This window comes from Ruegeria sp. BG7, from assembly GCF_056535685.1.
This window is the reverse complement of the sequence record NZ_JBQFIU010000001.1, coordinates 1,320,924-1,344,244: the sequence shown is the minus strand read 5'-3', so window position 1 is coordinate 1,344,244 and position 23,321 is coordinate 1,320,924. Positions and strand designations below refer to the sequence as shown.

Here is a 23,321-nt window from a genome sequence, read left to right as displayed (position 1 = left end):
GATGCAAACCAATTTTCTGTCAGACGCCAAAAACCTGGACAAGGCGTGCGTTCATGCCTCCTGTGTTTCGGTTGAAGGGCGCGGCGTGTTGATCATCGGTGCCTCTGGCACAGGTAAATCCGGGTTGGCATTGCAGATGATGGCCGTTGGGACAGATTTGGTTGCAGATGATCGTGTGATCCTTGAAATGGTCGAAGAGCGGGTCATTGCGTCCGCCGTTCCACACCTGCGCGGCTTGATCGAAGCACGCCACATCGGCCTGCTCAAGACCCCGGCGGTCGAATCAACTCCGGTAACCTATGTCGTGGATCTGTCGCAGAGCGAGCCCGCGCGTTTTCCCGAACAGATCACCGTTCAAGTCCTGAGGCAAACTGTTCCCTTGCTTCGGGGCGCTGGCGTCCCCAATTTGGCAGCAGCATTAGTGCAGTTGCTAAAGTATGGGCGTGTAGACGCGGAATGGCCGAACACATGACTTCACAACGGCGGATCGTATTGGTCACTGGCCCGTCAGGCGCAGGCCGGTCCACCGCGATCCACGTACTGGAAGATCTTGGCTTCGAGGCGATTGATAACCTGCCGATGGGGTTGTTGCTGCGCCTGCTCGATAGCGCCGATAGCGATCGTCCAATGGCGTTGGGCGTTGATGCCCGCAATCGGGATTTTTCGACAATCAGATTTATCGAGTTGGCCGAAAAACTGGGTCGTATGGCGCAAGTGGATCTGACGGTTCTGTATCTGGATTGTAGTGATGACGTTCTGCTGCGTCGGTTTTCGGAAACCCGTCGCCGTCACCCGGTCGCAAGAGATGCCAGCCCAGAAACCGGCATCCGGCGTGAAAAGGAACTTCTGGCCCCGATCCGCGAGATTGCCGATACGCTGATCGACACCAGTCTTTTGAACGTGCATCAGTTACGCGAAGAGGTTGAAACCTGGTTTGCCCCCAAGGATGGGCGGCACCTTGCGGTTTCGATTGAATCTTTCTCGTATAAACGCGGGCTGCCGCGCGGGCTGGATATGGTGTTCGACTGCCGGTTCCTTGCCAATCCCTACTGGCGCCCCGAGTTGCGTGCAGCGGATGGTCGACACCCGGATGTCGCGCACTATGTGCAATCGGACACGACCTATTTGCCGTTTTATGAACGTGTCATGGATCTGCTAAATCTTTTGTTGCCCGCATTTCGGGCCGAAGGTAAAGCGCACCTGTCTGTGGCCTTTGGATGTACCGGGGGGCAACACCGCTCTGTTGCAATGGCCGAAGCCGTGGCAAAGGCCCTTGCCGAAGGTGGCCAGCAAGTGGCAATTAGGCATCGCGAAATGGAACGCCGGACGTTGAATGTGAGGTCGGATTGATCGGAATTGTGATCGTTGCGCATGGGGGGTTGGCTCAGGAATACCTGTCAGCCACACAGCATGTCGTCGGGCCGCAACCCGGTCTGGTGGCCATTGCAATCGAAGCTGAACACGATCGTGATGCCAAACAGGCCGAGATCTGCCAGGCAGCGGACAGCGTAGACATGGGCGATGGTGTCGTTGTTGTCACCGATCTGTTCGGCGGAAGCCCGTCGAATCTCAGCCTGAGGGCCTGTGCGCCTCAGGACCGGCGCATTCTTTATGGCGCCAACCTTCCTATGCTGATCAAATTGGCCAAAAGCCGCCACCTGCCTATCGGCGATGCCGTGCGACAGGCGATGGAGGCTGGACGGAAATACATAAATGCACAAAATGTGACATTGGAATAAGACCGGATTGACGACTATGACCAACCGAAGCCTTAAAATTATCAATGAAAAGGGCCTGCATGCCCGCGCCTCGGCAAAGCTGGTCGAGGTCGTAGAAGGGTTCGATGCTCGCGCCGAGGTGTCAAAAGACGGACTTTCTGCCTCAGGCGACAGTATTATGGGTCTTTTGATGTTGGCAGCTTCGCGCGGAACAACTATTGACGTCGAGACGTCGGGGCCGGATGCTGAGGCATTGGCGGAAGCTCTGGAAGCGCTTGTGAATGACAAGTTCGGAGAGGGGTTCTAATCCGCCCCGCCGGGACATGAAAACGGGAAGACCAGGAATTGGCGGAAACGACGCACGAAACCAAGACAAGCCCTGTGGTGGATGGGACCGCGGATGAGGGCGAAATCTACGACCGTAGAACCCTGACCTATGCGAACTCGTTTGACGATGCCTGGACTTCGACCGCCATTCGGGCCATCGAATGGTGCACTGGCAAGCTGACCATCCTGCGCATGGTCAACAAATTCGAAAAAAAGAACGAATACTATCGCGGCCAGCGGTTCTGGGGCGGTGCCCTTACGACTATGGGAATCGACCTGACCACACCTCAGGAACAGATTGCCCGGATTCCCAAAACCGGTCCCGTCGTTGTGGTTGCCAACCATCCGCACGGTATGGTCGATGGTATGATCCTGGCCGAGCTGATTGGACGGGTCCGCAGCGATTACCGCATTCTAACCCGCTCAGTTCTAACCGGGCTGGATGAGGCCGCGACATCCTTCATGATCCCGGTGCCTTTCCCGCACGACCCCGAGGCGCAAGCCAAGATGCTGGAGATGCGCGGCAAGGCCATGGAGCACCTGAAGAATGGCGGTGTAGTGGCCTTGTTCCCGTCAGGCGTGGTGATGTCATCGGATGACTGGTTTGGTCCAGCTATCGAGCGGGAATGGAACGTTTTCACCGCCAAAATGATCCGTCGCTCGGGCGCGCAAGTGTTGCCGATTTTCTTTCCGGGCAGCAACTCGCGCTGGTACCAGATTGCCAATAAACTGTCGCCGATCCTGCGCCAGGGTTTGCTGCTGCATGAAATCGTCCGATCCTGCAACAAACCGCAATCGCCGGTTATCGGCGAGCCGATCGGTGATGAAGACATGGAACTGCTCGAGCGCGACCCACGCGGCTTCATGGCATGGCTACGGGATCGCACAATGTCCTTGGGCCAGTCAAACAAAGCCTGATCCGCGTCTTCATCTGGCCAAAAGTACCTCGGGGGTGAGCCCGGATGAAATCCGGGCGAGGGGGCTGGCCCCCTTTCAACGTGTTGGTACCGGAACCTCTCCGCGATAGTCATAGAACCCGCGCTCGGTCTTGCGGCCCAGCCAGCCAGCCTCGACATATTTCGTCAACAGCGGGCAGGGGCGGTATTTGGTGTCTGCCAGACCGTCGTGCAAGACGTTCATGATCGCCAGGCAGGTATCCAGCCCGATAAAGTCCGCCAGTTCCAGCGGCCCCATCGGATGATTCGCGCCCAGCTTCATCGACTGGTCGATGGATTGAACGCTGCCGACGCCTTCATACAGGGTATAAACGGCTTCGTTGATCATCGGCATCAAGATCCGGTTAACGATAAAGGCCGGGAAATCTTCGGCGCTTGCGGCGGTTTTACCAAGGCGATCGACCACTGCCTTGCAAGCGCTGAATGTCTCTTCGTCCGTGGCGATGCCCCGGATCAGTTCCACCAGCTGCATGACCGGCACCGGGTTCATGAAGTGAAAGCCCATAAACCGCTCTGGCCGGTCGGTGCGGCTGGCCAGGCGCGTAATCGAGATGGATGACGTATTCGACGTCAAGATTGTATGCGGCAGCAGATGCGGCTGCAGGTCCTCAAAGATAGCCTGCTTGATCGTCTCCCGCTCGGTTGCGGCTTCGATGACCAGATCGGTTTGACCAAGACGGGGCAGTTCCAACGTTGTCGTAATACGTGTCAGTGCACCCTGCATATCGTCGTCGCTGATCTTGCCGCGAGAAGCCTGACGCGCCAAGTTGCCTTCGATAACAGACACAGCTTTAGTCAGCGCGTCCTGGCTGACATCGTTCAGCAAGACCTCGTATCCCGCCAAGGCCAGGACATGGGCAATCCCATTTCCCATCTGACCCGCGCCAATAACTCCGACCGATTTGATTTCCATGTCCAGCTGCCTCTGCCCTGAAGGTTATCGCGACAGTATCGGCAGAGCGGGGCAGGCGGCAAGGGGATCGAACCTGTCAATTTTGCTTCAAATGCGCGCATTAGGAATTTCTCAACATCTGCGGCCGCAAGATGGCAACCGGGTGAGAAAATGGGGGGCTTGATATGAGCTTTCATCAATCTGGCGGTGGTGGAGACGCCGCCTGTCAATACATGGGGTCCAAACTGTGGTTTCGAGGCCCGCCGGGCGATCTGAGCAAGCCCTATGTGGCCTGTCTGGGCGGAGAGGAGACCTTTGGCCGGTTTGTTGAGAATCCGTTTCCAGTTGAGCTTGGCCAGCGTTTAAAGCTGCCCTGCATCAATTTCGGCAGCCTATTTTGTGGTTTTGAGGCCATGCTGGGTGACCCGGTGCTTTCGGAACTGGTGAATGCGTCGGAATTTTGCGTATTGCAGGTCCCCGATCTGCCGTACCAGTCGAACCGATTCTACCGGGTGCATCCGCGCCGCAATGATCGTTTCGTGGAACCTACGCTCGATCTGGTACAGTTATATCCAGAGGTCGATTTCACGGAAATCCACTTCGTGCGGCATCTGTTGGATCGGCTGCGCGCCGAACAGGGCGCCCGTTTCGAAATTGTCGTGCAAGAGCTGCAAGAAGCTTGGTTGCGCGCTTGTTCAAAGCTGGTTCGCCGCATAGAGCCGCCAGTCATACTGCTTTGGCTTCATGTGCAAAGGCAGGCCGGTCTGCATAGCGATCCTGTCTTGCCGGATGCCGCGATGATCGAACGGCTTCGACCCTTCTGTAGCGGCGTCGTTGAATGTTCGGTTTGCGTGACGGCAGTGTCAGACACGTTAGAGGATGTGTTGTTTGGGACGTTGCAGCAGCCGATGGCCGAGCATGTCATTGGCCCGTCCGCGCACAGAGAGATTGCCGGGAAACTATTGCCTGTTTTGCGGGACTTGAACTGAAAAAGGCCCGCGTATTGGCGGGCCTTCAAAGATGTGTCGACGAAAAACTTTGGCTTTAGCCGAGTTTCTCTGTCAGTTCCGGGACGGCCTGGAAAAGGTCTGCGACCAGTCCGAAGTCGGCGACCTGGAAGATCGGGGCTTCTTCGTCCTTGTTGATCGCAACGATGACCTTCGAGTCTTTCATACCAGCAAGGTGCTGGATCGCGCCCGAGATGCCGACAGCGACATACAGATCGGGGGCAACAACCTTACCGGTCTGACCCACCTGCCAGTCGTTCGGGGCATAGCCCGAGTCCACAGCCGCGCGCGAGGCGCCAACTGCCGCGCCCAGCTTGTCGGCCAGGGTTTCGATCAGTTTGAAGTCCTCTTCCGAGCCGACGCCACGGCCGCCCGAGACAACAACACCTGCCGAGGTCAATTCAGGACGATCGCTCTCGGCAACCTTGTCCTCGACCCACGACGACAGACCTTCGGAGGCCGGGACCGAGATGGTTTCGACCGGGGCCGAGCCGCCTTCGCCCGCTGCATCAAAGCTGGCGGTCCGCAGGGTGACAACCTTCTTAGCGTCGGAGGATTTCACGGTCTGGATCGCGTTGCCCGCATAGATCGGACGCTCGAAGGTCGAGCCGTCAACTACGCCGGACGCATCCGAGATCACCATCACGTCCAGCAGCGCAGCAACGCGCGGCATCACATTCTTGGCGTCGGTGGTCGCAGGGGCAACGATGTGCTCGTATCCATCAGCCAGCGACACGATCAGCGCCGCAGTCGATTCCGCCAGGCGGTGACCCAGCGAGGCATCTTCGGCGACCAGAACCTTCGACACACCGTCGATCTTGGCGGCGGCCTCACCAGCAGCGGCGGCGGAACCGCCTGCGGCCAGAACGGTCACATCGCCCAGAGCTTTCGCAGCGTTGACGGCCTTGGCGGTGGCGTCCATCGACAGCTCACCATTGTTAACTTCAGCCAGCAGAAGTACAGCCATTACACAGCCCCCGCTTCTTTGAGTTTCTCGACCAGCTCGTCGACCGAGCCCACGACGATACCAGCGGCACGTGCCGGCGGCTCGTCAGTTTTGACAATCTCCAGACGCGGGGTGACGTCGACGCCGTAATCGGCGGCGGTTTTTTCATCCAGCGGCTTTTTCTTCGCCTTCATGATGTTCGGCAGCGACGCATAGCGCGGCTCGTTCAGGCGCAGGTCAACGGTTACGATGGTCGGCATCTTGACGCTGATAGTCTGCAGACCGCCGTCCACTTCACGGGTGATCTTGGCGCTGTCGCCTTCGATGTCCAGCTCGGACGCGAAGGTACCTTGCGACCAGCCCAGCAGAGCCGACAGCATCTGACCGGTGGCGTTCATGTCGTTGTCGATCGCCTGCTTGCCCGCCAGAACGATGCCCGGCTGCTCTTCCTCGACCACTTTGGCCAGGATCTTGGCAACGGCCAGCGGTTCGATGTCGGTGTGCACGTCATCGGCAGCCACAACCAGGATCGCGCGGTCTGCGCCCATCGCCAGCGCGGTGCGCAGCGTTTCCTGTGCTTGCTTGACGCCGATCGAAACGGCAACAACTTCGTCGGCTTTGCCCGCTTCTTTCAGACGAATTGCTTCTTCGACAGCAATCTCGTCAAACGGGTTCATCGACATTTTCACATTGGCGAGATCAACACCGCTCCCATCCGCTTTCACGCGGACCTTAACGTTGTAGTCAATCACGCGCTTGACAGGCACCAGTACCTTCATTTTTGCGTATGCTCCTCAAAAAAACGGCAAGCCGCTGTGGCGACTCCACCAATGCTCTCGACGGACTAGATAGCGCCTGCGGCAGTGGCACAACAGAGCAAAATCGTCACGTCATGGCGTTGGGACGTCGCGTTTTGCGGTTTTTTTCGCAGAGGGGCGGGCGCTGCCGCCTGAATCCTCTGCAATTCGGGATCAGCGGTTCGCGCCGGGAACCCACAAAACGTCATCTTTGCCGTTGTTATTTGCGCAACGTGCGGCGACAAAGAACCAGTCGCTCAGGCGGTTGAGGTATTTGACCGCAACGTCGTTGACCGGCTCCATATTCGTCAATTCAACTGCCAGCCGTTCTGCGCGGCGCGACACGGTACGGCACACGTGCAAATGTGCAGCCAGACGCGATCCGCCTGGCAGGATGAAGCTGCGCAGCGGTTCAAGATTTTCGTTCATTACATCGATTTCGGCTTCGAGCCGATCGATCTGAGATGGCACAATACGCAGAGGCGGGTAGTCGGCCTCGGCGTCCTTATCCATGTCCGGGCGGCAGAAATCTGCACCCAGGTCGAACAGGTCATTCTGAATGCGCGAAAGTGCTGCATCCGTTTCGCCCTCAGCCTCGCTTCTGGCTACACCGACAAAGGCGTTCAATTCGTCTACCGTGCCATATGCGGCAACGCGGCCTGCGTATTTGGCAACGCGCTCGCCATTGCCCAGAGCCGTTTTGCCGTCGTCGCCCGTGCGAGTGTAAATCTTGTTGAGAACGACCATTTATTGCACCCCTTGTCCGCGCAGATAGACGAATAGAACGATCAGCACCACGGCAATGAACTGAAAGAGGATACGCAGCCGCATCATCTTGTTGCTTTTCTTTGCGGCTTCCATGCCGCTTTTGCCGAAATTCGCAATGCCCAAGGTCAGCACAACGACAACCGCCGCCATAGCCAAAAGCAGTACGACCATCAAAAGGTCCATTTTAAGTCACCGTCCGGTTTTTTCGATTATGACCCATCTAGCGTTGAGAGGTCAAAAAGCGAACGGGAAATTTCACCTCAGATATCTGAGAGGATCCGGTCAGTGGCTTTTGTGGGCAAAATCCGCCGCAGAACTCCGGCCACATATGTGGGCGTCGTCACGTAATAACGCGGTTTGGGGCGTCGCGCTTCGACCGCGTGGGCCAGTTTGTTTGTCACAGCAGAGGCCGGTAGCTCGAACTTGTCGGGCCCGCTGCTTTCATAAAGACGTTTCAGCAAAGAGGCTTCGTACTTTGACCGCAGAGCCGAGTTTTCCCAGTCGATGTACTTTTCGAACATCGGAATCGCCTTTTCCCGCAGCTTCGACGTAATGGGTCCGGGCTCGATCAGAACCACATGGATGTCGGTGTCGCGCAATTCCAGCCGCATCGTATCGGTCAGACCCTCGATGGCATATTTAGTTGCAACATAAGCGCCTCTCCAGGGAAAGGCGACAAGGCCCAAAACCGAAGAGCATTGAACAATTCGGCCGTGACCTTGTTCCCGCATAACGGGAATTACTTGGCGCGTCAGCTCATGCCATCCGAAGACATTGGTTTCGAAGATATGGCGCAATCCATCGGTCGGCACGTCTTCGACTGCCCCGGGCAGGCCGTGGGCACCGTTGTTGAACAGCGCATCCAGAGTACCACCCGTCTCCTCAAGTATGGATGACACACCTGATGTTATGCTCTGGTGGTCGGTATAGTCGATTCTCGGACTTTCAAAGCCTTGTGCGCGCAAACGATCACAATCGCGCTGCTGGCGACAAGATGCGAAGACACGCCATCCACGTGCACGCATTCCGTGTGCCGCATCCAGGCCGATGCCCGAAGAGCATCCCGTAATTAGAATCGATTTCTGCATAAGCCTTCCGCACCTTTACACCGCCAATAGCTATGGCGGGGTTTGCGGCAGGGCAATGACACTCTGGCGTCAGTTTGTTGTTTTCCGGACCAGTGATGCGGAAATCCACCCAACCTGTTGCCCCGGCAACACGCGCAGGCGCAGCCAGCCGGTGCCCGATTCGCTCAATACCTCGACTTGCTGGCCAAGACCGGCTTTGCCAATGATCGGATAGATAGTTCCGGGGCCGTCCCGCAGGTTGACGCGGGTGCCCGAAATCTCGCGGATGTCCTTAGGTGTTTCAACGGTTGAGGACAGGTCCACTGTTGGCAGTTCGGCATCTGTGGTGACCTGTTCAAGCGAGGCGACGCCTTGTTCCAGCGACGCCAAGGTAAGAGTAACATTCTCGTCGCTAAACAACGATGGGTTTGCCTTTAGACCCGCAGCCACCTGCGATAGCAGCGCTTTGGTTTCTTCTTCGCCCAGCTCGGCGACAGGTTCGGCAGTCACTTGCACCACCTCGGCAGTCACCGGCACGACAGGTTCAGATTTGATGGCCGCTTGTGTGACAAGGTTTTCAACAGGCGCAGGTTCGATCGCCGGCGCAGCCGGTTTTGGTGCAACAGCAACGCGTTCAGGTTTAGCTTCGCGCACACCGCGCGGTTCAAAGTCCGGACCTCCGCTCATCACGTAAAAGGTCCAGCCGAGAGCGGCAAAAGTAACAAGTATCAGGCGCATAGTGGCCGTCCCCCAAGGTAATCGTAACAACAATATTAGGCAGCAATTATTCAATTGTTGGAATGGTAGCATAATTGTAACGCCGAGTCGAAAATTCGGGGAAAACACACACTTGCCTCCCCCTGTTGCAAAAAGCGCGACTTGTCCCCAGCAAAATACTTGCTGCTTGCTTTACCAAGGCGCGCTTGCGTCGTATCACATCATATATGAACGATACCATCGACGACCCCAACATGGAGGCCCCCGAAGGTGGGGGCGAGGTAGCCGAACCGCTGCGCCGCGCGATAGGTGAGCGCTATCTGACCTATGCGCTCTCTACCATCATGCATCGCGCCCTGCCTGACGCGCGCGACGGGCTGAAGCCGGTTCACCGGCGAATCCTCTATGCGATGAGGGAATTGCGACTCAGTGCAACCGGAGGTTTTCGGAAGTCCGCCAAGATCTCGGGCGATGTGATGGGTAACTATCACCCACATGGCGACGCTGCGATCTACGACGCGATGGCGCGATTGGCGCAGGACTTCAACGTCCGTTACCCGTTGGTCGACGGGCAAGGGAACTTTGGCAATATCGACGGGGATAACCCGGCTGCTTCGCGATACACCGAGGCGCGGATGACCATCGTCGCCGAAGCGCTGCTTGAAGGGTTGAACGAAGACGCTGTCGATTTCCGCGACAACTATGACGGCACGTTGACCGAACCGGTGGTGTTGCCTGCGCAATTCCCCAACCTTTTGGCCAATGGTGCCAGCGGTATCGCTGTGGGTATGGCGACGAACATTCCGCCGCACAATATTGCCGAGCTGTGCGATGCCTGCCTGCATCTGATCAAGACGCCGGATGCCCGCGACGATACGTTGCTGAACTACGTGCCTGGACCGGACTTCCCGACTGGTGGCGTGATTGTCGAGCCGCCCGAGAACATCGCGCAGGCCTATCGCACCGGGCGCGGCTCATTCCGTCTGCGTTGCAAATACGAGGTCGAAGATCTGGGGCGCGGCCAGTGGCAGATCATCGTCACTGAAATTCCGTATCAGGTTCAGAAATCCAAGCTGATCGAAAAGATCGCAGAGCTGATCCAGACCAAGAAAATCCCGATTCTCGCCGATGTGCGCGACGAATCTGCCGATGACATCCGGTTGATCCTTGAGCCTCGATCTAAAAACGTGGACCCCGAGGTGCTGATGGGCATGCTCTATCGCAACTCGGACCTTGAGGTGCGGTTCAGTCTGAACATGAACGTGCTGATCGACGGCGTAACGCCCAAGGTCTGTTCGATGAAGGAAGTGCTGCGTGCCTTCCTCGATCACAGACAAGAGGTGCTAATCCGACGCTCACGTCACCGCATGGCGAAGATCGACCATCGGTTGGAGGTCTTGGAGGGCTTTATCGTCGCTTTCCTGAACCTTGATCGTGTGATCGACATTATCCGCTATGACGACGACCCCAAAGCCGCGCTGATGCGCGAGGATTGGGGCATCGACCACGTCCGCGCCACCGATGAGTCTGACTACGTCACGCCCAAGCTGGGTGAGGGCGAACTGTCCGAGGTTCAGGTCGACGCCATCCTGAACATGCGCTTGCGCAGCTTGCGCCGTCTGGAAGAGATGGAGTTGGTCCGCGAACGCGACGAGCTGATGCTGGAACGCGCCAATCTTGAAGACCTGCTGGCAGATCCCGCCCTGCAATGGGCCAAGATTGCCGAGCAGTTGAAAGAGACCAAGAAAACTTTCGGCAAGGATTACGAAGGCGGCGCGCGTCGCACGATGTTCGCCGAGGCCGGACAAGTCGAAGAAGTTCCGCTTGAGGCAATGATCGATAAGGAGCCGATCACGGTCGTCTGTTCTCAGATGGGCTGGATTCGCGCCATGACAGGCCATATCGACCTGAAGCGCGAATTGAAGTTCAAAGATGGTGATGGCCCGCGTTTCATTTTCCACGCGGAAACCACAGATCGCCTGCTGGTGTTTGCCTCGAATGGGCGCTTCTACACTGTCAGTGCGGCCAATCTGCCCGGTGGACGGGGCATGGGCGAACCGCTGCGCCTGATGGTCGATCTTCCGAACGAGGCGCAGATCATCGATATCCTGATCCATAAGCCGGGGCGTAAGCTGCTGGTGGCCTCGGATGCGGGCAACGGATTCATGGTGCCCGAAGATGACGTGCTGGCACAGACCCGTAACGGCAAACAGGTATTGAATGTAAAAGGCGACGAGACGGCGATGATCTGCAAGCCGGTCGCAGGAGATCACGTGGCTGTCGTGTCTCAGAACGGCAAATTTCTCGTGTTCCCAACAGAAGAGCTTCCCGAGATGACCCGTGGCAAAGGTGTGCGCTTGCAGAAATACAACATGGCGCGCGGGCGTCAGGGTACGCTGGAGCTGGATGGAGGGTTGTCCGACATTACCACCTTCAACTGGGAAGAGGGGCTGAAATGGTCCATGGGTGGCGACAAAACCCGGCACGAGGCCGACATGTCCCAATGGCTGTCGAAACGTGCCAGCGTTGGTAAAAAACCGCCCTATGGCTTCCCGCGGGATTACAAGTTCTCGTGATCGCAAAAGTGGAAATCTGCCGATACGGGTTGGCACAAGCCGCATCGGTGCGCTAGATCAAAGAAAAACAGGCCTATCGAGACGAGACCATGTTGCGCATTCTGACCTTGATCACCGGATTGGCCCTGATGGGCGCTTGCACGCAGACGCAGTTATACGAAGAGCCCGAGTCGTTGGGCGAATTCAAGCTGCGCGTCAACTACGCGTTCGCTGATAAGGCCGTTCAGGGACCGGTCAGCCGGGACGCCACCCCGGACGAATGGACCGCGGCGATTCAGAATGCGGTCGATATTCGCCTGGGACGTTATGAAGGGGCTCAGGAATACGACATCGGCATCAGTCTGGAAGGCTATATGCTGGCCCCACCCGGCATACCCGTGATCTACAATCCCAAAAGCACGGCGATTGTGTTGGTCAATGTCTATGATGTTAAGAAAAAAGAGTTCCTTGCCAAAGGAAAGCAATTTCAGGTGTTGGAAGACACGACAGGTGGAAGTGCGCTGAAAGGGTCGGGGCATGAGCGCACCAAAGAAGAACAAATGAGCGGTCTGGCACTGAAAGTTGCTGATCGCGTCGAGGAATGGCTAGCCGAAGAACACCTTGAGCAAGGGTGGTTCGACAAGCGGCCTGACCTGATCCAACCGCTGGAATCTGTCGAGGTCACGCAAAATCCGGCGTGATCGGCGTATTTCCCTCAGGATGTGCTTGATTTTCCCCCCTGAACCAAATATCTCGCGCGCGCAGATGTAACCACGGGACCAAGGGTCCCCCAAATCGCAAAAGGGCGCCTGAGGAATGGCAAAGGAAAAGTTTGAGCGTACAAAACCGCACGTCAACATCGGCACGATTGGCCACGTTGACCATGGTAAAACGACGCTGACCGCAGCAATCACCAAGTATTTCGGTGACTTCAAAGCGTATGACCAGATTGACGGTGCGCCGGAAGAAAAAGCGCGCGGCATCACCATCTCGACCGCCCACGTGGAATACGAGACCGACAACCGCCACTATGCGCACGTTGACTGCCCCGGCCACGCCGACTACGTCAAGAACATGATCACCGGTGCTGCCCAGATGGACGGCGCGATCCTGGTTGTGAACGCCGCTGACGGCCCGATGCCGCAAACGCGTGAGCACATCCTGCTGGGCCGCCAGGTTGGCATCCCGAAGATGGTCGTGTTCATGAACAAAGTTGACCAGGTTGACGACGAAGAGCTGCTGGAACTGGTGGAAATGGAAATCCGCGAGCTGCTGTCTTCGTATGAATACCCCGGCGACGATATTCCGATCATTGCAGGTTCGGCTCTGGCCGCGATGGAAGGCAACAACCCGGAAATCGGCGAAGAGAAGATCAAGGAACTGATGGCGGCTGTTGATGACTACATCGACACCCCTGAGCGTGCTGTTGACCAGCCGTTCCTGATGCCGATCGAAGACGTGTTCTCGATCTCGGGCCGTGGTACCGTTGTGACCGGCCGTGTTGAGCGTGGCGTGATCAACGTTGGCGACGAGATCGAAATCGTCGGCATCCGCGACACTTCGAAAACCACCTGCACCGGCGTTGAAATGTTCCGCAAGCTGCTGGACCGCGGTGAAGCAGGCGACAACATCGGCGCGCTGCTGCGTGGTGTTGACCGTGACGGCGTTGAGCGTGGCCAGGTTCTGTGTAAGCCGGGTTCGGTTACACCGCACACCAAGTTCGAAGCCGAAGCCTACATCCTGACCAAGGAAGAAGGCGGTCGTCACACCCCGTTCTTCGCGAACTACCGTCCGCAGTTCTACTTCCGTACAACTGACGTGACCGGCACCGTGACCCTGGCCGAAGGCACCGAGATGGTCATGCCTGGCGACAACGTGTCGTTCGGCGTTGAGCTGATCGCACCGATCGCGATGGAGCAGGGCCTGCGCTTCGCGATCCGCGAAGGCGGCCGCACCGTCGGCGCCGGCGTTGTGTCGAAAATCATCGAGTAAGGCGCGCTTGTCGCGCCTGGTTGCGGCAGGCGATTTTCCTCAGGAAAATCTGCCGGGAGCAACTCGGTAAAGAACTAAAGAAGGCCGTCCAACAGGGGGCGGCCTTTTTCTTTTTCGGAAACGCCCGCCAAAATGCTACCTTCTTTCATATTGAGACATTGCAATTCGAAAGAGGTCACAAGATGCACGTATCGGCTCGTTCACTCTGTCTTGTCGCGGCACTCGCGTTTTCGTCTTCTTCGGCGGCGTCCCAACAAGTTGCGGATCGCATCTATCTCGGGGGTCCAATTGTCACGATGAATGACAAAAGCCCCACTGCCGAAGCGGTCGCAGTCAAAGACGGACGCATACTGGCCGTCGGTTCACTATCTGATCTGTCCACACATCAAGGTGATGGAACGGAAACCTTCAACCTGAACGGACGCGCGATGCTGCCGGGCTTTGTGGACAGCCACGGTCATGTCGTCATGGGTGGATTGCAGGCTTTGTCCGCCAACCTCCTCGCGCCGCCGGATGGGGACGTCGTAGATATTGCGACCCTGCAATCAACACTGTCCAACTGGGCCGCTGAGAACGCGGAAGCCGTTGAGCAGGTGAAAATGATCATCGGCTTTGGCTATGACAATGCGCAACTGAAGGAACTGCGTCACCCGACACGGCAAGATCTGGACATGGTGTCCGAGGATTTGCCTGTGATCATCATTCATCAATCCGGGCATCTTGGTGTCGCAAATTCAAAAGCTCTGGAGTTGGCAGGCATCACTGCCGCTTCAGAGGCGCCTCCCGGCGGGGTCATTCAGCGCGATGAAGCCGGAGAACCCAATGGTGTTTTGGAAGAATACGCGTTCTTTTCGGTGCTCGTTCCCATACTTGGAAATCTGGGCGAGGAGGGCTTGGCCGCCTTTGCCAGAGCCGGAACTGAACTTTGGGCAAAGTTTGGATATACGACCGGACAAGAAGGCCGATCTTCGGGTGAGATTGTCGAAGTCCTCAAGAAAGTTGCTGCCGAAGATGGTCTGCCCATAGACGTGGTCGCTTTTCCAGATGTGTTGGAGTCGAGGGACTATATCGGAGAAAACACCTCAGCGGATTACGGTGACCGCGTCCGGGTTGGCGGCTGCAAGCTTACAATCGACGGCTCGCCGCAAGGTTTCACGGCGTTGCGGGACCGACCCTATTACAACCCGGTTGGAAACTACGCCGCCGGGTATGCCGGATATGCAGCAATAACGATGGAGCAGCTTCAGGATGCGGTAAACTGGTGTTACGAAAACGGCTTCCAGATCCTCGTGCATTCCAACGGCGAAGGGGCATCTGACATGTTGATCGCGGCCCTTGAAGAGGCGCAGATCAAATATGGTGACCCGGGCAATCGCCCTGTTTTGATCCACGGCCAATTTCTAAGAGAGGATCAGGTCGCCAGTTTTAAACGGCTGGGCGTTTTTCCATCGCTGTTCCCGATGCATACATTCTATTGGGGTGATTGGCACCGGGATCATACTGTGGGGCCGGTCAACGCTGACAACATCTCACCCACGGGATGGCTGCGAGAACGTGACATGATGTTCGGGACACATCACGATGCCCCGGTCGCCTTTCCCGACAGTATGCGTGTACTTGCCGCGACCGTCACGCGTCGCACACGGTCGGGCGACATTTTGGGACCGCATCAGAGGGTCGACGTCATAACTGCCCTGAAAGCCATGACAATTTGGCCCGCCTGGCAGCATTTCGAAGAAGATGAAAAGGGCTCTATCGAAGTTGGAAAAGTTGCGGATTTTGTGATCCTGTCGGATGACCCCACAGCGGTCGACCCCGAAACGCTGGCAGAGCTTGAAGTGCTTGTAACTGTAAAAGGCGACGAGGTCGTCTATGAAGCAGATGAAGGCGTCAGAGAGGGTAACTTGCAGTTCTCGCCATTTTCAAACGACCCGGTGATTGCTCATCTTTTTTTGCATGCGGTTTATCAGGGCATGAAAGTTGAAGACCCATGGCTTTTAGGAAAGGAGCTTGAGTGAACAGCCCGACGAAACCAGAGGTGCGGGCACCGGTAAAAAAACGAACAAACCGAGGTTGCTTTGTCAGAAGCGTCGTTCTAGCCCGAGCTCGAAATTGGTCTCAGTAAAACTATAGGCCGGGATGTCGGACTCCGTTCGGCTGTACTCAATCAAACCAAACGGGGAAAACCCGTTTCCAATGAACAGGTCGTTCTTTTCAATCCGTAAACGCGACCCCCAAGAAGTTTCGTTTGGGTTTCCTGTCAGAAGAGGGCTGGGGGTTTTGAAAGACTTGTTTTCCAGATAGACCGAAGGCCGGAACGTAAAGCCGCCACGGGTGTCGTACTGACCAAACACGGTCAGTCTTTTGCGCGTGTAATTCTCAAGCGTGTCGTCAACGGATTTGTCCTGAAAAAAGGCGCTGATTCCGACCACACCGCGACCACGGATAGAGCGCCGCACGCCAAGCTCTCCTTCAAAAGAGTGGCCGTCAAGCAGGCTGGAGCGTGGGCTGTAGAGTTTTGAGCCGGTCAAAGCCCCAAACATGGAGTTCCCCAGCAGGTTGCGCCGCTCGAAGGCGGCCTCCAGTGCTATGCGGTTCTCATAAACTCTCCCTCCGATCAGTCGCGTTCCGATCGCAGGCCCGAACGAGCTTGTGGTGTTTTGAGACAAGGTGCGCAGGCCGAAGCGGCCCACGAAGATATAGTCATCGTAGCGCGAGGTCCGGGCCTCAGTCACGTCGAAGTTAAATGATGCATAGGCAACGGTTTGCAGGTCGGAGAATCCAAGATCTACCGGTCTCCGAAAGTTCGCCGCGCCTGTAGCTCGGATCCCGACCTCGGTCGATGTGTCCCGATTTAACGTAAAGGGCAGGTTGACACCGGCGAAATTCAGCGTGATTTGGTCTGTTTCATATTTTCTGGGATTGCCGACGGTTGTGAACCTGAGACTTAAATCCCAGTCAAATCCCCGGCGCGCGTCGATTTCCCGGATGAATGCCAAAACACGAGTGCGAACAGGATCGGGCAGATCACCAGACAGGACGGTGAAAAATTCATTGCGTGCCCGGTTCCATTGGCGGGCCATGAAATAGGCGCGGGCCAGTTCCAGTCGCACCCTGGTCAGATTCGGGTTTGCCGCCAGAATGGCCGAGAACTTTTCGATCGCATCTTCGGGGCGGCCATTTTGCAGATCGGCGAGGCCGCTCAGAAAGATGGCTTCGATTTCAAACTGAGCGGCGCTTTGCGCCACCTGATGGTTTGTCTCAGCAGCGGCCTGATACGGGACGACAGCACTTGCGAGAACAAATGCGCAGGCGGACATCAGGATGAAGTAAAAAACGCGAACGGGTTTCAAATCGGGCTCTCGTCAGGGTTGTAGATCGAAACAGGATGTGAAAGAAGAAAGGCCGAGCCACAGCGCGGCCGTTTCTGGACAAGCTGTTGGTATCGCCTTGCAAATCGCACCTGTCGCATTTGAGGCAACACTGAAAAGTCCTTTAGATTGAATTAATAACTCTGCTTGCACGGCATGGGTGAATGAGTACTGTTTCGCCAAAGTATTGACTACGGAGCAGTTATGAAAACGAAGATTAGTTGCAGGATTGCAGCATTATTTCCCATTGTATTGCTGGGTGCCTGCGGTGGCGTCGCCGGAATTGATTTCGATCTGGATGGAGACGACGGGGGTGGCGGGTCTTCCTCTGGTGGATCGGGCGTGCAAGGGCCGATTTCCACACAACCAGCTGAGAGATTGGTTCTGCCGCAGAACGGGACAGCAACATTAAACGGCCGAGCCGTTGTTCAGACCTTCACGACCAATCAGTCCACGCGCGAAGTGGCCGTCCAAAACCAATCGATACCTTCGAATTCAACGGTGACAGTGGACACAAGCGGGGGCAACATTATTGCTTTTACCGGCTCTGCAACCGGGTCAAATGTAACCTTGGACAGCCGCACGGGCGATACTGTTCAGCAGGGTGCTGTAACCGCGGTTTTTAACTCGCCTGACCGCGATAAAGGTGCTTTGCTGATTGATCCGTCTCGCACGCGTTTTGAATATCAAACCTTCGGGACGTGGATCGAAGGGCGCGAACAAACTTCGGGAAGCGCAGCTGCAGGGTCGTACGGTTCGGTGACGCCAACCGCTGACATGCCCACCGGTCGTTCTGCCTCATATCAGGGTATCAGTACGGGCGTTGCCCGCCTAAGCGATGGTTTCCAGTATCAAACGAGTTCTGAAATCACGGTAACCACTGATTTTTCAACTGCTACAATCGCCAGCTCTGACACAAATGCGAACAGTCTGGTGGTGGGTGTTCCAGATCGGGCCGCACCCGAGCTAGACTTTACCGGGGCAGGAAGCGTCTCGAATTCTGGTTTTACCGCGACGATTTCCGGGCCAGGGACAAATGGCGAAGCTTACGGAGTGTTTTATGGCCCGAACGCCGAAGAAGTTGGTGGGACGTTCCAAGCGTCCGGCGCCAACGGCGTATCGCATATCGGGTCGTTCGGCGCGGATTGATAGATGGAAAGGAGCCCTTTTTGTGAAGGGCTCCTTTCACCGTCGGTAAAGAGCTGAGCTACTGGCCGGTAATGTCAGTCTCGAAACTAGGACAACGCTGATTGTGCTGCTGCGCGTACAGCACGGATGTTCTCACCGTACACGTCCGGCTGGTCCACCGATCCACCTTTGAAAACAGCCGAACCGGCCACCAGTACGTCGGCACCTGCAGCTGCGACCAACGGGGCAGTTTTTGGATCCACGCCACCATCGATTTCGATATGTACCGGACGGTCACCAATCATTTCGCGCAGCTTGCGCACCTTGCCGGTCATATCGATGAATTTCTGACCTCCGAATCCGGGGTTCACCGTCATCACACAAACCAGATCGGTAAGATCCAGCAGGTGCTCGACCGCTTCTGCCGGCGTTCCGGGGTTCAGGGCGACGCCTGCTTTCATACCTGCCGCGCGGATCGCTTGCAGGGTGCGATGTGTATGAGGCCCCGCCTCGACATGTGCGGTCAGAATGTCCGCTCCGGCATCGGCATACGCCTGGATGTAAGGATCAACAGGGGTGATCATCAGGTGCACATCCATCACGGTTTTCACGTGCGGGCGGAAGGCTTTGACGGCGGGTGGGCCAAAGGTCAGGTTCGGAACGAAATGACCATCCATGACATCCACGTGGACCCAATCCGCGCCTTGTGCCTCGATGGCCTGAATCTCTGCTCCGAAGTTGGCGAAATCGGCAGACAGGATCGATGGAGCAATCTTGATGGTGCGGTCAAAGCTCATGATGGCCTCGTATCAGAAAAAGAGTCGCCGAAGCGTATACCTGTGGGGCAGGGGGATGGATAGCCCCCGCAACGGCTGGTCCGTTACAAAACTTTCACCACGCTGACACATATCCGTTGAATGGCATCTGTAGCTGACCGCCAACATCATTTGGGGGTGGCACGTGCTGCATATCAAGAAACTGACCAAACGCTTTGGCGACAACGTTGCTGTGGACGCTGCGACGCTGGATGTGGATAAGCCTTGCATGATCGGGATTATCGGACGGTCTGGTGCAGGCAAGTCGACCCTGCTGCGGATGATCAACCGACTGACGGACTCCAGCGATGGTCAGATCCTGTTCGAAGGTCGTGACGTTACCCAACTGAAGGGCCGCGAAAAGCGCGCCTGGCAAGCTGACTGCGCCATGATCTTTCAGCAGTTCAATCTGGTGCCGCGTATGGATGTTGTGTCGAACGTTCTGCATGGCACGCTGAACCGCCATTCGACCCTGGCCACCATGTTCAACCTGTTCCCGATGGAAGACATCCATCGCGCTATCGACATCTTGGATCGTCTGGGTATTGCCGAGCACGCACCGAAGCGCGCGGAGGCCCTGTCAGGCGGCCAGCAACAGCGCGTCGCTATCGCACGCGCCCTGATGCAGGACCCCAGGATCATTTTGGCGGACGAGCCCATCGCCTCGCTGGACCCAATGAACGCTCAGGTGGTGATGCAGGCGCTGCGCCGTATCCACGAAGAGGACGGTCGCACCGTCATCGCCAACCTGCACACGCTGGACACCGCGCGCCGCTATTGCGACCGCGTTGTCGGTATGCGTGACGGACGCATCGTCTTTGACGGGCTGCCTGAACAACTGACGACCGGTGTTGCCCGTGAAATTTATGGTGCCGATACCAGCTTCTCGGAAGAGGCGACATCAACCGAGATCGAAACTCTGGACGCCACCCAGAAGGCCCTGATGGAAGCGGAAGCGACCATCTGAGCCACCAACCCCCTTTCATCGCCCGGCCCGATGAAAGGCCGGGGCAATCAAACTGGAGAGAGACAGATGAAAAAACTGATTGCTGCCTTTGCGGCGACAACTGCGTTGGCTGTACCGGCCATGGCACAGGACATCAGCGAATTCCGCATAGGCATTCTGGGCGGTGAGAACGCTCAGGACCGTCTGAACAACAACGAATGCCTGCGTGAATACACCGAAGAAACGCTGGGTGTTGAGACCAAGCTGTTTGCGCCTGCCGATTATAACGGTGTGATCCAGGGTCTGCTGGGCGGTACCATCGACATGGCATGGTTGGGCGCGTCGGGTTACGCCAAAACTTATCTGAGCGATCCCGAAGCGGTTGAGCCGGTTCTGGTTAAGGTGAACGTCGACGGCGGTCACGGGTATTACTCGGTTGGTTTTGCCCGCAAGGACAGCGGCATCACCTCGTTGGAAGATATGAAAGGCAAGACCTTTGGTTTTGGCGATCCGAACTCGACCTCGGGCTACCTGATCCCGTCCATCGAAATCCCGCAGGCCACCGGTGCCACCATGGACTCAGGCGACTACTTTGGTGAAGTGAAGTTCACCGGCGGTCACGAGCAGACCATCGTCGCGGTCAACAATGGTGACGTTGATGGTGGTGTTACCTGGGCCGATGGTCTTGGCAACTGGGAAGACGGATACAACTCGGGCGCGCTGCGCCGCGCAGTTGATGCCGGTCTGGTCGACATGAACGACATGGTTGAAATCTGGAAATCCAAGCCGATCCCGGAAGGTCCGGTTGTTCTGCGTACAGCGCTGCCTGCGGATGTCAAAGAGAAGATGACAGTCCTGATGGCTGGCCTGCACGAGAAAGACCGTGATTGCTTCTACGGCGTTGCCGCAGGTGAGGCGAAAGCGTTCGAGCCGATCACGCATGATGCCTACGAAGTCATCATCGAAGCACGCAAGCTGAAGTCCAACTAAGCCTGCATACCCAATGATCGGGGTCCGGTGAAGATCCGGGCCCCGTTTTTCCACCCAGGAGCATTCCATGACAGACCTGACCGCTGGGTCCCCGACCGTCGACCAGATCCGCGATGACTATACGGCGATGACGCGCCGCAAACGGGTCTATGGTGGTATCCTCCTGATCCTGTTCGTTGCCGTTATGGCCTCGGGCTTTCGTGTTGCTGACGACCGCAACGCTGGCAGTTTCCGCGATGGCTGGACGCATATTTTCGACTACCCCGCTGAGGTTTTGGCCGAGGCGTGGGAAAAAATCGGTGCGCTGCCGGAAAACCTGGCCAAGTTTTTCCCCGCACTGATCGAAACACTGAATATCGCTGCCGCTTCGACCTTGATCGGTGCGATTGCAGGTACGTTTCTGGCCTTGATGTCGACGCGCGGCATGGCACTTTGGCCCGCCTTGATCCCTTTGTTTCGCCGAATTGCAGATGTGTGCCGCGCGGTCCCCGAGATTGTGATCGCACTTGTACTGATTTTCATCTTGGGCGGTGGTCCGGTGCCGGCAATGATCGCCATTGCCATTCACACAGCAGGTGCGCTGGGCAAGTTGTTTTCCGAGGTCAACGAAAACGCCCCGCTCAAGCCGGTCGAGGGCCTGCATTCGGTGGGTGCGAACTGGTCGCAACGCATGTATCTGGGCGTGATCCCACAGGTCGGTCCCAACTATGTCAGCTACGCGTTGTTGCGGTTTGAAATCAACATTCGCGCCTCGGCCATCCTGGGTTTTGTTGGCGCTGGTGGTCTGGGCTATGAGCTGCGCAACGCCATGTCCTGGGGACAGGGGCGGTACGATGAGGCCGCAGCCATTTTCCTTCTGCTTTTTGTAACAATCGTCGTCGTGGACCAGCTGTCCGGTGTCCTGCGCGACCGCCTGACTCATGGGTCGGAAAAAGGAGCCTCGGTATGAGCACCTTCGCAACCAATCTGACCGTCGATGAGCTGAAAACTGAAGCGGATCGTCTGTTCAGCCGAAAAAGGCTGGTCAATTTCGGGCTACCCGCGCTGGTGCTGGCTTATCTGGTCTACGTCTTCTTCGCGTTTGACGTCCCGGGGCTTGCGGCGCGCGCGAATTGGGAAAACGGTAAGACACTGGTATCGGACAGCTACAGCTACAAGACGCATGTCGAGCGTGACAATCGAACCGGCGAAGTCTCGGCCGCGATCGAAGGCGAACGCAAGGGCGCGTATCCTGAAGGTCAGGCCCCGGACTGGGTGACGCTGGGTGAGACAACCGTGATCGATCTGGAAGACGGCCACGTGGTGCGGTTCGGACCGGAAACGGTCGAGTATGACATCCCCGGTTATGGAACTGTTCGGGCGACGCCCAGCCGCTCGGCTGGCGTACAGGCAGAGTTGCCTGCGGGTGACGTGCCAGAGTGGATCAACGTTTCGAAGAACCGCTTGGCAATCAAGACGGATGCTGGCCGTCTGACCGTCACACGCAATCGGTCGGAAGTGTTTCGCTACTTCACCGGGTGGGAGCTGTTCTGGTTCACGCTCGACAGCCCCTATTACGGCAAGTCCTTCCCCGAACTGGCCGGGCGGGCGGCGTCGGGTGAGGCGGGTGCAATTTTCAATGACTTCTGGACCAACAAGATGTGGCGGCATCAGGACGTGGCGTGGGCGATCTTCGAGACGATTCTGATGGCGTTTCTGGGCACGCTGGGCGCGGCCATGGTGGCGTTGCCACTGGCCTTCCTTGCGACGCGCAATTTCAATCCGATGAAATCCATCCGCTTTGCAACGCGTCGCGTGTTCGATTTTGTGCGCGGTGTGGACGCCTTGATCTGGACCGTGGTGCTGGCCCGTGCCTTTGGCCCCGGACCTTTGACAGGCGCGCTGGCCATTCTGGTGACTGACACCGGGACCTTCGGTAAGATTTTCTCGGAAGCGTTGGAGAATGTGGACCAGAAGCAAATCGAGGGCGTTCAGTCCACAGGCGCAAATGCGCCGCAGAGATATCGTTTTGGGGTCATTCCGCAGGTCACGCCTGTGTTGCTGAGCCAGCTGTTGTATTTTCTGGAATCCAACACCCGCAGCGCGACGGTGATTGGTGCAATCACAGGCGGTGGCATTGGCCTTCTGCTGACGCAGGCAATCATCACGCAAAAGGATTGGGAAGAGGTCGCATACTACATCATCCTGATCATCCTGATGGTCATGTTGATGGACTGGTTCTCGGGTTGGCTGCGCAAACGATTGATCCAGGGCGAAACGGGTAAAAAACGCAAGCCGCGCGATGCTGCACGCAAGACATTCCTGTTACCCTGAACAAAGATGGGGACAT

At 57.0% G+C, this 23,321-nt stretch carries 24 protein-coding genes; 15 read left to right on the top strand and 9 right to left on the bottom strand.

The window, feature by feature from the left end:
- Nucleotide 1 precedes the first annotated feature (1 nt).
- From ACR3EH_RS06635 to ACR3EH_RS06615, 5 genes are read left to right on the top strand one after another with little or no spacing between them, the layout of a single operon-like run.
- Nucleotides 2-472: an HPr kinase/phosphorylase gene (locus tag ACR3EH_RS06635; RefSeq protein WP_171188959.1), complete on the top strand. Its 471-nt coding sequence runs from the start codon at nucleotides 2-4 to the stop codon at nucleotides 470-472.
- Nucleotides 469-1,350, top strand: a complete 882-nt coding sequence (gene rapZ, locus ACR3EH_RS06630) for an RNase adapter RapZ (RefSeq protein ID WP_171648463.1) — start codon at nucleotides 469-471, stop codon at nucleotides 1,348-1,350. The genes ACR3EH_RS06635 and rapZ overlap by 4 nt, the downstream gene beginning before the upstream one ends.
- Nucleotides 1,347-1,739, top strand: coding sequence for a PTS sugar transporter subunit IIA (locus ACR3EH_RS06625; protein ID WP_171096064.1), 393 nt, complete (start codon nucleotides 1,347-1,349; stop codon nucleotides 1,737-1,739). The genes rapZ and ACR3EH_RS06625 overlap by 4 nt, the downstream gene beginning before the upstream one ends.
- Before the next feature lie 16 nt (nucleotides 1,740-1,755).
- Nucleotides 1,756-2,025: an HPr family phosphocarrier protein gene (locus ACR3EH_RS06620; RefSeq protein WP_171096062.1), complete on the top strand. Its 270-nt coding sequence runs from the start codon at nucleotides 1,756-1,758 to the stop codon at nucleotides 2,023-2,025.
- A gap of 38 nt (nucleotides 2,026-2,063) precedes the next feature.
- On the top strand, nucleotides 2,064-2,963 hold the full coding sequence (locus ACR3EH_RS06615) for a lysophospholipid acyltransferase family protein (RefSeq protein WP_171180739.1): 900 nt from the start codon (nucleotides 2,064-2,066) through the stop codon (nucleotides 2,961-2,963).
- 75 nt (nucleotides 2,964-3,038) lie between these two features.
- On the opposite strand, the gene ACR3EH_RS06610 is transcribed toward ACR3EH_RS06615, so the two are convergent.
- The gene (locus ACR3EH_RS06610; RefSeq protein WP_171188964.1) at nucleotides 3,039-3,914 is read right to left on the bottom strand and encodes a 3-hydroxybutyryl-CoA dehydrogenase; all 876 of its coding nucleotides are present in this window, start codon (nucleotides 3,912-3,914) and stop codon (nucleotides 3,039-3,041) included.
- A 164-nt stretch (nucleotides 3,915-4,078) separates the two neighbouring features.
- Between ACR3EH_RS06610 and ACR3EH_RS06605 the strand changes: the two genes are divergently transcribed.
- Nucleotides 4,079-4,882 (top strand): DUF6473 family protein, encoded by an 804-nt coding sequence (locus ACR3EH_RS06605; RefSeq protein WP_253746760.1) that lies wholly within the window; start codon nucleotides 4,079-4,081, stop codon nucleotides 4,880-4,882.
- A gap of 55 nt (nucleotides 4,883-4,937) precedes the next feature.
- Here the strand turns inward: ACR3EH_RS06605 and ACR3EH_RS06600 are convergent, their stop codons facing one another.
- The 6 genes from ACR3EH_RS06600 to ACR3EH_RS06575 all read right to left on the bottom strand — a co-directional run bounded on the left by ACR3EH_RS06600 (nucleotide 4,938) and on the right by ACR3EH_RS06575 (nucleotide 9,216).
- Nucleotides 4,938-5,867 (bottom strand): electron transfer flavoprotein subunit alpha/FixB family protein, encoded by a 930-nt coding sequence (locus tag ACR3EH_RS06600; protein WP_171188966.1) that lies wholly within the window; start codon nucleotides 5,865-5,867, stop codon nucleotides 4,938-4,940.
- Nucleotides 5,867-6,625, bottom strand: a complete 759-nt coding sequence (locus ACR3EH_RS06595) for an electron transfer flavoprotein subunit beta/FixA family protein (protein ID WP_171096053.1) — start codon at nucleotides 6,623-6,625, stop codon at nucleotides 5,867-5,869. The genes ACR3EH_RS06600 and ACR3EH_RS06595 overlap by 1 nt, the downstream gene beginning before the upstream one ends.
- Before the next feature lie 192 nt (nucleotides 6,626-6,817).
- The gene (locus tag ACR3EH_RS06590; protein WP_171188968.1) at nucleotides 6,818-7,390 is read right to left on the bottom strand and encodes a cob(I)yrinic acid a,c-diamide adenosyltransferase; all 573 of its coding nucleotides are present in this window, start codon (nucleotides 7,388-7,390) and stop codon (nucleotides 6,818-6,820) included.
- On the bottom strand, nucleotides 7,391-7,594 hold the full coding sequence (locus ACR3EH_RS06585; protein WP_171180728.1) for a twin transmembrane helix small protein: 204 nt from the start codon (nucleotides 7,592-7,594) through the stop codon (nucleotides 7,391-7,393).
- Nucleotides 7,595-7,671: 77 nt separating this feature from the next.
- Nucleotides 7,672-8,499: an SDR family NAD(P)-dependent oxidoreductase gene (locus tag ACR3EH_RS06580; RefSeq protein WP_171188970.1), complete on the bottom strand. Its 828-nt coding sequence runs from the start codon at nucleotides 8,497-8,499 to the stop codon at nucleotides 7,672-7,674.
- A gap of 69 nt (nucleotides 8,500-8,568) precedes the next feature.
- The gene (locus ACR3EH_RS06575; RefSeq protein ID WP_253746759.1) at nucleotides 8,569-9,216 is read right to left on the bottom strand and encodes an SH3 domain-containing protein; all 648 of its coding nucleotides are present in this window, start codon (nucleotides 9,214-9,216) and stop codon (nucleotides 8,569-8,571) included.
- 206 nt (nucleotides 9,217-9,422) lie between these two features.
- Between ACR3EH_RS06575 and parC the strand changes: the two genes are divergently transcribed.
- The 4 genes from parC to ACR3EH_RS06555 all read left to right on the top strand — a co-directional run bounded on the left by parC (nucleotide 9,423) and on the right by ACR3EH_RS06555 (nucleotide 15,760).
- Nucleotides 9,423-11,771 carry a DNA topoisomerase IV subunit A gene (gene parC, locus ACR3EH_RS06570; RefSeq protein WP_171188972.1) on the top strand — a complete coding sequence of 783 codons (2,349 nt, stop codon included), beginning with the start codon at nucleotides 9,423-9,425 and terminating at the stop codon, nucleotides 11,769-11,771.
- 89 nt (nucleotides 11,772-11,860) lie between these two features.
- Nucleotides 11,861-12,451, top strand: coding sequence for a hypothetical protein (locus ACR3EH_RS06565; RefSeq protein ID WP_171188974.1), 591 nt, complete (start codon nucleotides 11,861-11,863; stop codon nucleotides 12,449-12,451).
- 115 nt (nucleotides 12,452-12,566) lie between these two features.
- Nucleotides 12,567-13,742, top strand: coding sequence for an elongation factor Tu (tuf, locus tag ACR3EH_RS06560; RefSeq protein ID WP_171182005.1), 1,176 nt, complete (start codon nucleotides 12,567-12,569; stop codon nucleotides 13,740-13,742).
- A gap of 182 nt (nucleotides 13,743-13,924) precedes the next feature.
- Nucleotides 13,925-15,760, top strand: coding sequence for an amidohydrolase (locus tag ACR3EH_RS06555; protein ID WP_171187125.1), 1,836 nt, complete (start codon nucleotides 13,925-13,927; stop codon nucleotides 15,758-15,760).
- Nucleotides 15,761-15,823: 63 nt separating this feature from the next.
- Here the strand turns inward: ACR3EH_RS06555 and ACR3EH_RS06550 are convergent, their stop codons facing one another.
- The gene (locus ACR3EH_RS06550) at nucleotides 15,824-17,095 is read right to left on the bottom strand and encodes a tetratricopeptide repeat protein (protein ID WP_171676090.1); all 1,272 of its coding nucleotides are present in this window, start codon (nucleotides 17,093-17,095) and stop codon (nucleotides 15,824-15,826) included.
- 222 nt (nucleotides 17,096-17,317) lie between these two features.
- On the opposite strand from ACR3EH_RS06550, the gene ACR3EH_RS06545 reads away from it, so the two are divergent.
- Nucleotides 17,318-18,262, top strand: a complete 945-nt coding sequence (locus ACR3EH_RS06545; RefSeq protein ID WP_171187121.1) for a transferrin-binding protein-like solute binding protein — start codon at nucleotides 17,318-17,320, stop codon at nucleotides 18,260-18,262.
- An 86-nt stretch (nucleotides 18,263-18,348) separates the two neighbouring features.
- Here the strand turns inward: ACR3EH_RS06545 and rpe are convergent, their stop codons facing one another.
- The gene (rpe, locus tag ACR3EH_RS06540) at nucleotides 18,349-19,038 is read right to left on the bottom strand and encodes a ribulose-phosphate 3-epimerase (protein ID WP_171094455.1); all 690 of its coding nucleotides are present in this window, start codon (nucleotides 19,036-19,038) and stop codon (nucleotides 18,349-18,351) included.
- A 163-nt stretch (nucleotides 19,039-19,201) separates the two neighbouring features.
- Here rpe and phnC point away from each other — a divergent pair, with 163 nt between their 5' ends.
- From phnC to phnE (ACR3EH_RS06520), 4 genes are all read left to right on the top strand, one after another.
- Nucleotides 19,202-20,023, top strand: coding sequence for a phosphonate ABC transporter ATP-binding protein (phnC, locus tag ACR3EH_RS06535; protein WP_171676088.1), 822 nt, complete (start codon nucleotides 19,202-19,204; stop codon nucleotides 20,021-20,023).
- 66 nt (nucleotides 20,024-20,089) lie between these two features.
- On the top strand, nucleotides 20,090-20,992 hold the full coding sequence (gene phnD, locus ACR3EH_RS06530) for a phosphonate ABC transporter substrate-binding protein (RefSeq protein WP_171676086.1): 903 nt from the start codon (nucleotides 20,090-20,092) through the stop codon (nucleotides 20,990-20,992).
- Nucleotides 20,993-21,059: 67 nt separating this feature from the next.
- Nucleotides 21,060-21,941 (top strand): phosphonate ABC transporter, permease protein PhnE, encoded by an 882-nt coding sequence (gene phnE / locus ACR3EH_RS06525; RefSeq protein ID WP_171676084.1) that lies wholly within the window; start codon nucleotides 21,060-21,062, stop codon nucleotides 21,939-21,941.
- Nucleotides 21,938-23,305: a phosphonate ABC transporter, permease protein PhnE gene (gene phnE, locus ACR3EH_RS06520; RefSeq protein ID WP_171187113.1), complete on the top strand. Its 1,368-nt coding sequence runs from the start codon at nucleotides 21,938-21,940 to the stop codon at nucleotides 23,303-23,305. Before phnE (ACR3EH_RS06525) ends, phnE (ACR3EH_RS06520) begins: the two co-directional genes overlap by 4 nt.
- Nucleotides 23,306-23,321: the final 16 nt, after the last annotated feature.

What these genes read in the sequence shown, in the direction of transcription:
- ACR3EH_RS06580 (WP_171188970.1), bottom strand. Translation starts at nt 8,499, where the DNA reads ATGCAGAAATCGATTCTAATTACGGGATGCTCTTCGGGCATCGGCCTG.
- ACR3EH_RS06575 (WP_253746759.1), bottom strand. Translation starts at nt 9,216, where the DNA reads ATGCGCCTGATACTTGTTACTTTTGCCGCTCTCGGCTGGACCTTTTAC.
- ACR3EH_RS06555 (WP_171187125.1), top strand. Translation starts at nt 13,925, where the DNA reads ATGCACGTATCGGCTCGTTCACTCTGTCTTGTCGCGGCACTCGCGTTT.
- phnE (WP_171676084.1), top strand. Translation starts at nt 21,060, where the DNA reads ATGACAGACCTGACCGCTGGGTCCCCGACCGTCGACCAGATCCGCGAT.
- phnE (WP_171187113.1), top strand. Translation starts at nt 21,938, where the DNA reads ATGAGCACCTTCGCAACCAATCTGACCGTCGATGAGCTGAAAACTGAA.
- ACR3EH_RS06545 (WP_171187121.1), top strand. Translation starts at nt 17,318, where the DNA reads ATGAAAACGAAGATTAGTTGCAGGATTGCAGCATTATTTCCCATTGTA.
- phnD (WP_171676086.1), top strand. Translation starts at nt 20,090, where the DNA reads ATGAAAAAACTGATTGCTGCCTTTGCGGCGACAACTGCGTTGGCTGTA.
- parC (WP_171188972.1), top strand. Translation starts at nt 9,423, where the DNA reads ATGAACGATACCATCGACGACCCCAACATGGAGGCCCCCGAAGGTGGG.
- ACR3EH_RS06620 (WP_171096062.1), top strand. Translation starts at nt 1,756, where the DNA reads ATGACCAACCGAAGCCTTAAAATTATCAATGAAAAGGGCCTGCATGCC.
- ACR3EH_RS06605 (WP_253746760.1), top strand. Translation starts at nt 4,079, where the DNA reads ATGAGCTTTCATCAATCTGGCGGTGGTGGAGACGCCGCCTGTCAATAC.
- ACR3EH_RS06600 (WP_171188966.1), bottom strand. Translation starts at nt 5,867, where the DNA reads ATGGCTGTACTTCTGCTGGCTGAAGTTAACAATGGTGAGCTGTCGATG.
- rpe (WP_171094455.1), bottom strand. Translation starts at nt 19,038, where the DNA reads ATGAGCTTTGACCGCACCATCAAGATTGCTCCATCGATCCTGTCTGCC.
- ACR3EH_RS06590 (WP_171188968.1), bottom strand. Translation starts at nt 7,390, where the DNA reads ATGGTCGTTCTCAACAAGATTTACACTCGCACGGGCGACGACGGCAAA.
- ACR3EH_RS06610 (WP_171188964.1), bottom strand. Translation starts at nt 3,914, where the DNA reads ATGGAAATCAAATCGGTCGGAGTTATTGGCGCGGGTCAGATGGGAAAT.
- ACR3EH_RS06635 (WP_171188959.1), top strand. Translation starts at nt 2, where the DNA reads ATGCAAACCAATTTTCTGTCAGACGCCAAAAACCTGGACAAGGCGTGC.
- rapZ (WP_171648463.1), top strand. Translation starts at nt 469, where the DNA reads ATGACTTCACAACGGCGGATCGTATTGGTCACTGGCCCGTCAGGCGCA.
- tuf (WP_171182005.1), top strand. Translation starts at nt 12,567, where the DNA reads ATGGCAAAGGAAAAGTTTGAGCGTACAAAACCGCACGTCAACATCGGC.
- ACR3EH_RS06595 (WP_171096053.1), bottom strand. Translation starts at nt 6,625, where the DNA reads ATGAAGGTACTGGTGCCTGTCAAGCGCGTGATTGACTACAACGTTAAG.
- ACR3EH_RS06585 (WP_171180728.1), bottom strand. Translation starts at nt 7,594, where the DNA reads ATGGACCTTTTGATGGTCGTACTGCTTTTGGCTATGGCGGCGGTTGTC.
- ACR3EH_RS06565 (WP_171188974.1), top strand. Translation starts at nt 11,861, where the DNA reads ATGTTGCGCATTCTGACCTTGATCACCGGATTGGCCCTGATGGGCGCT.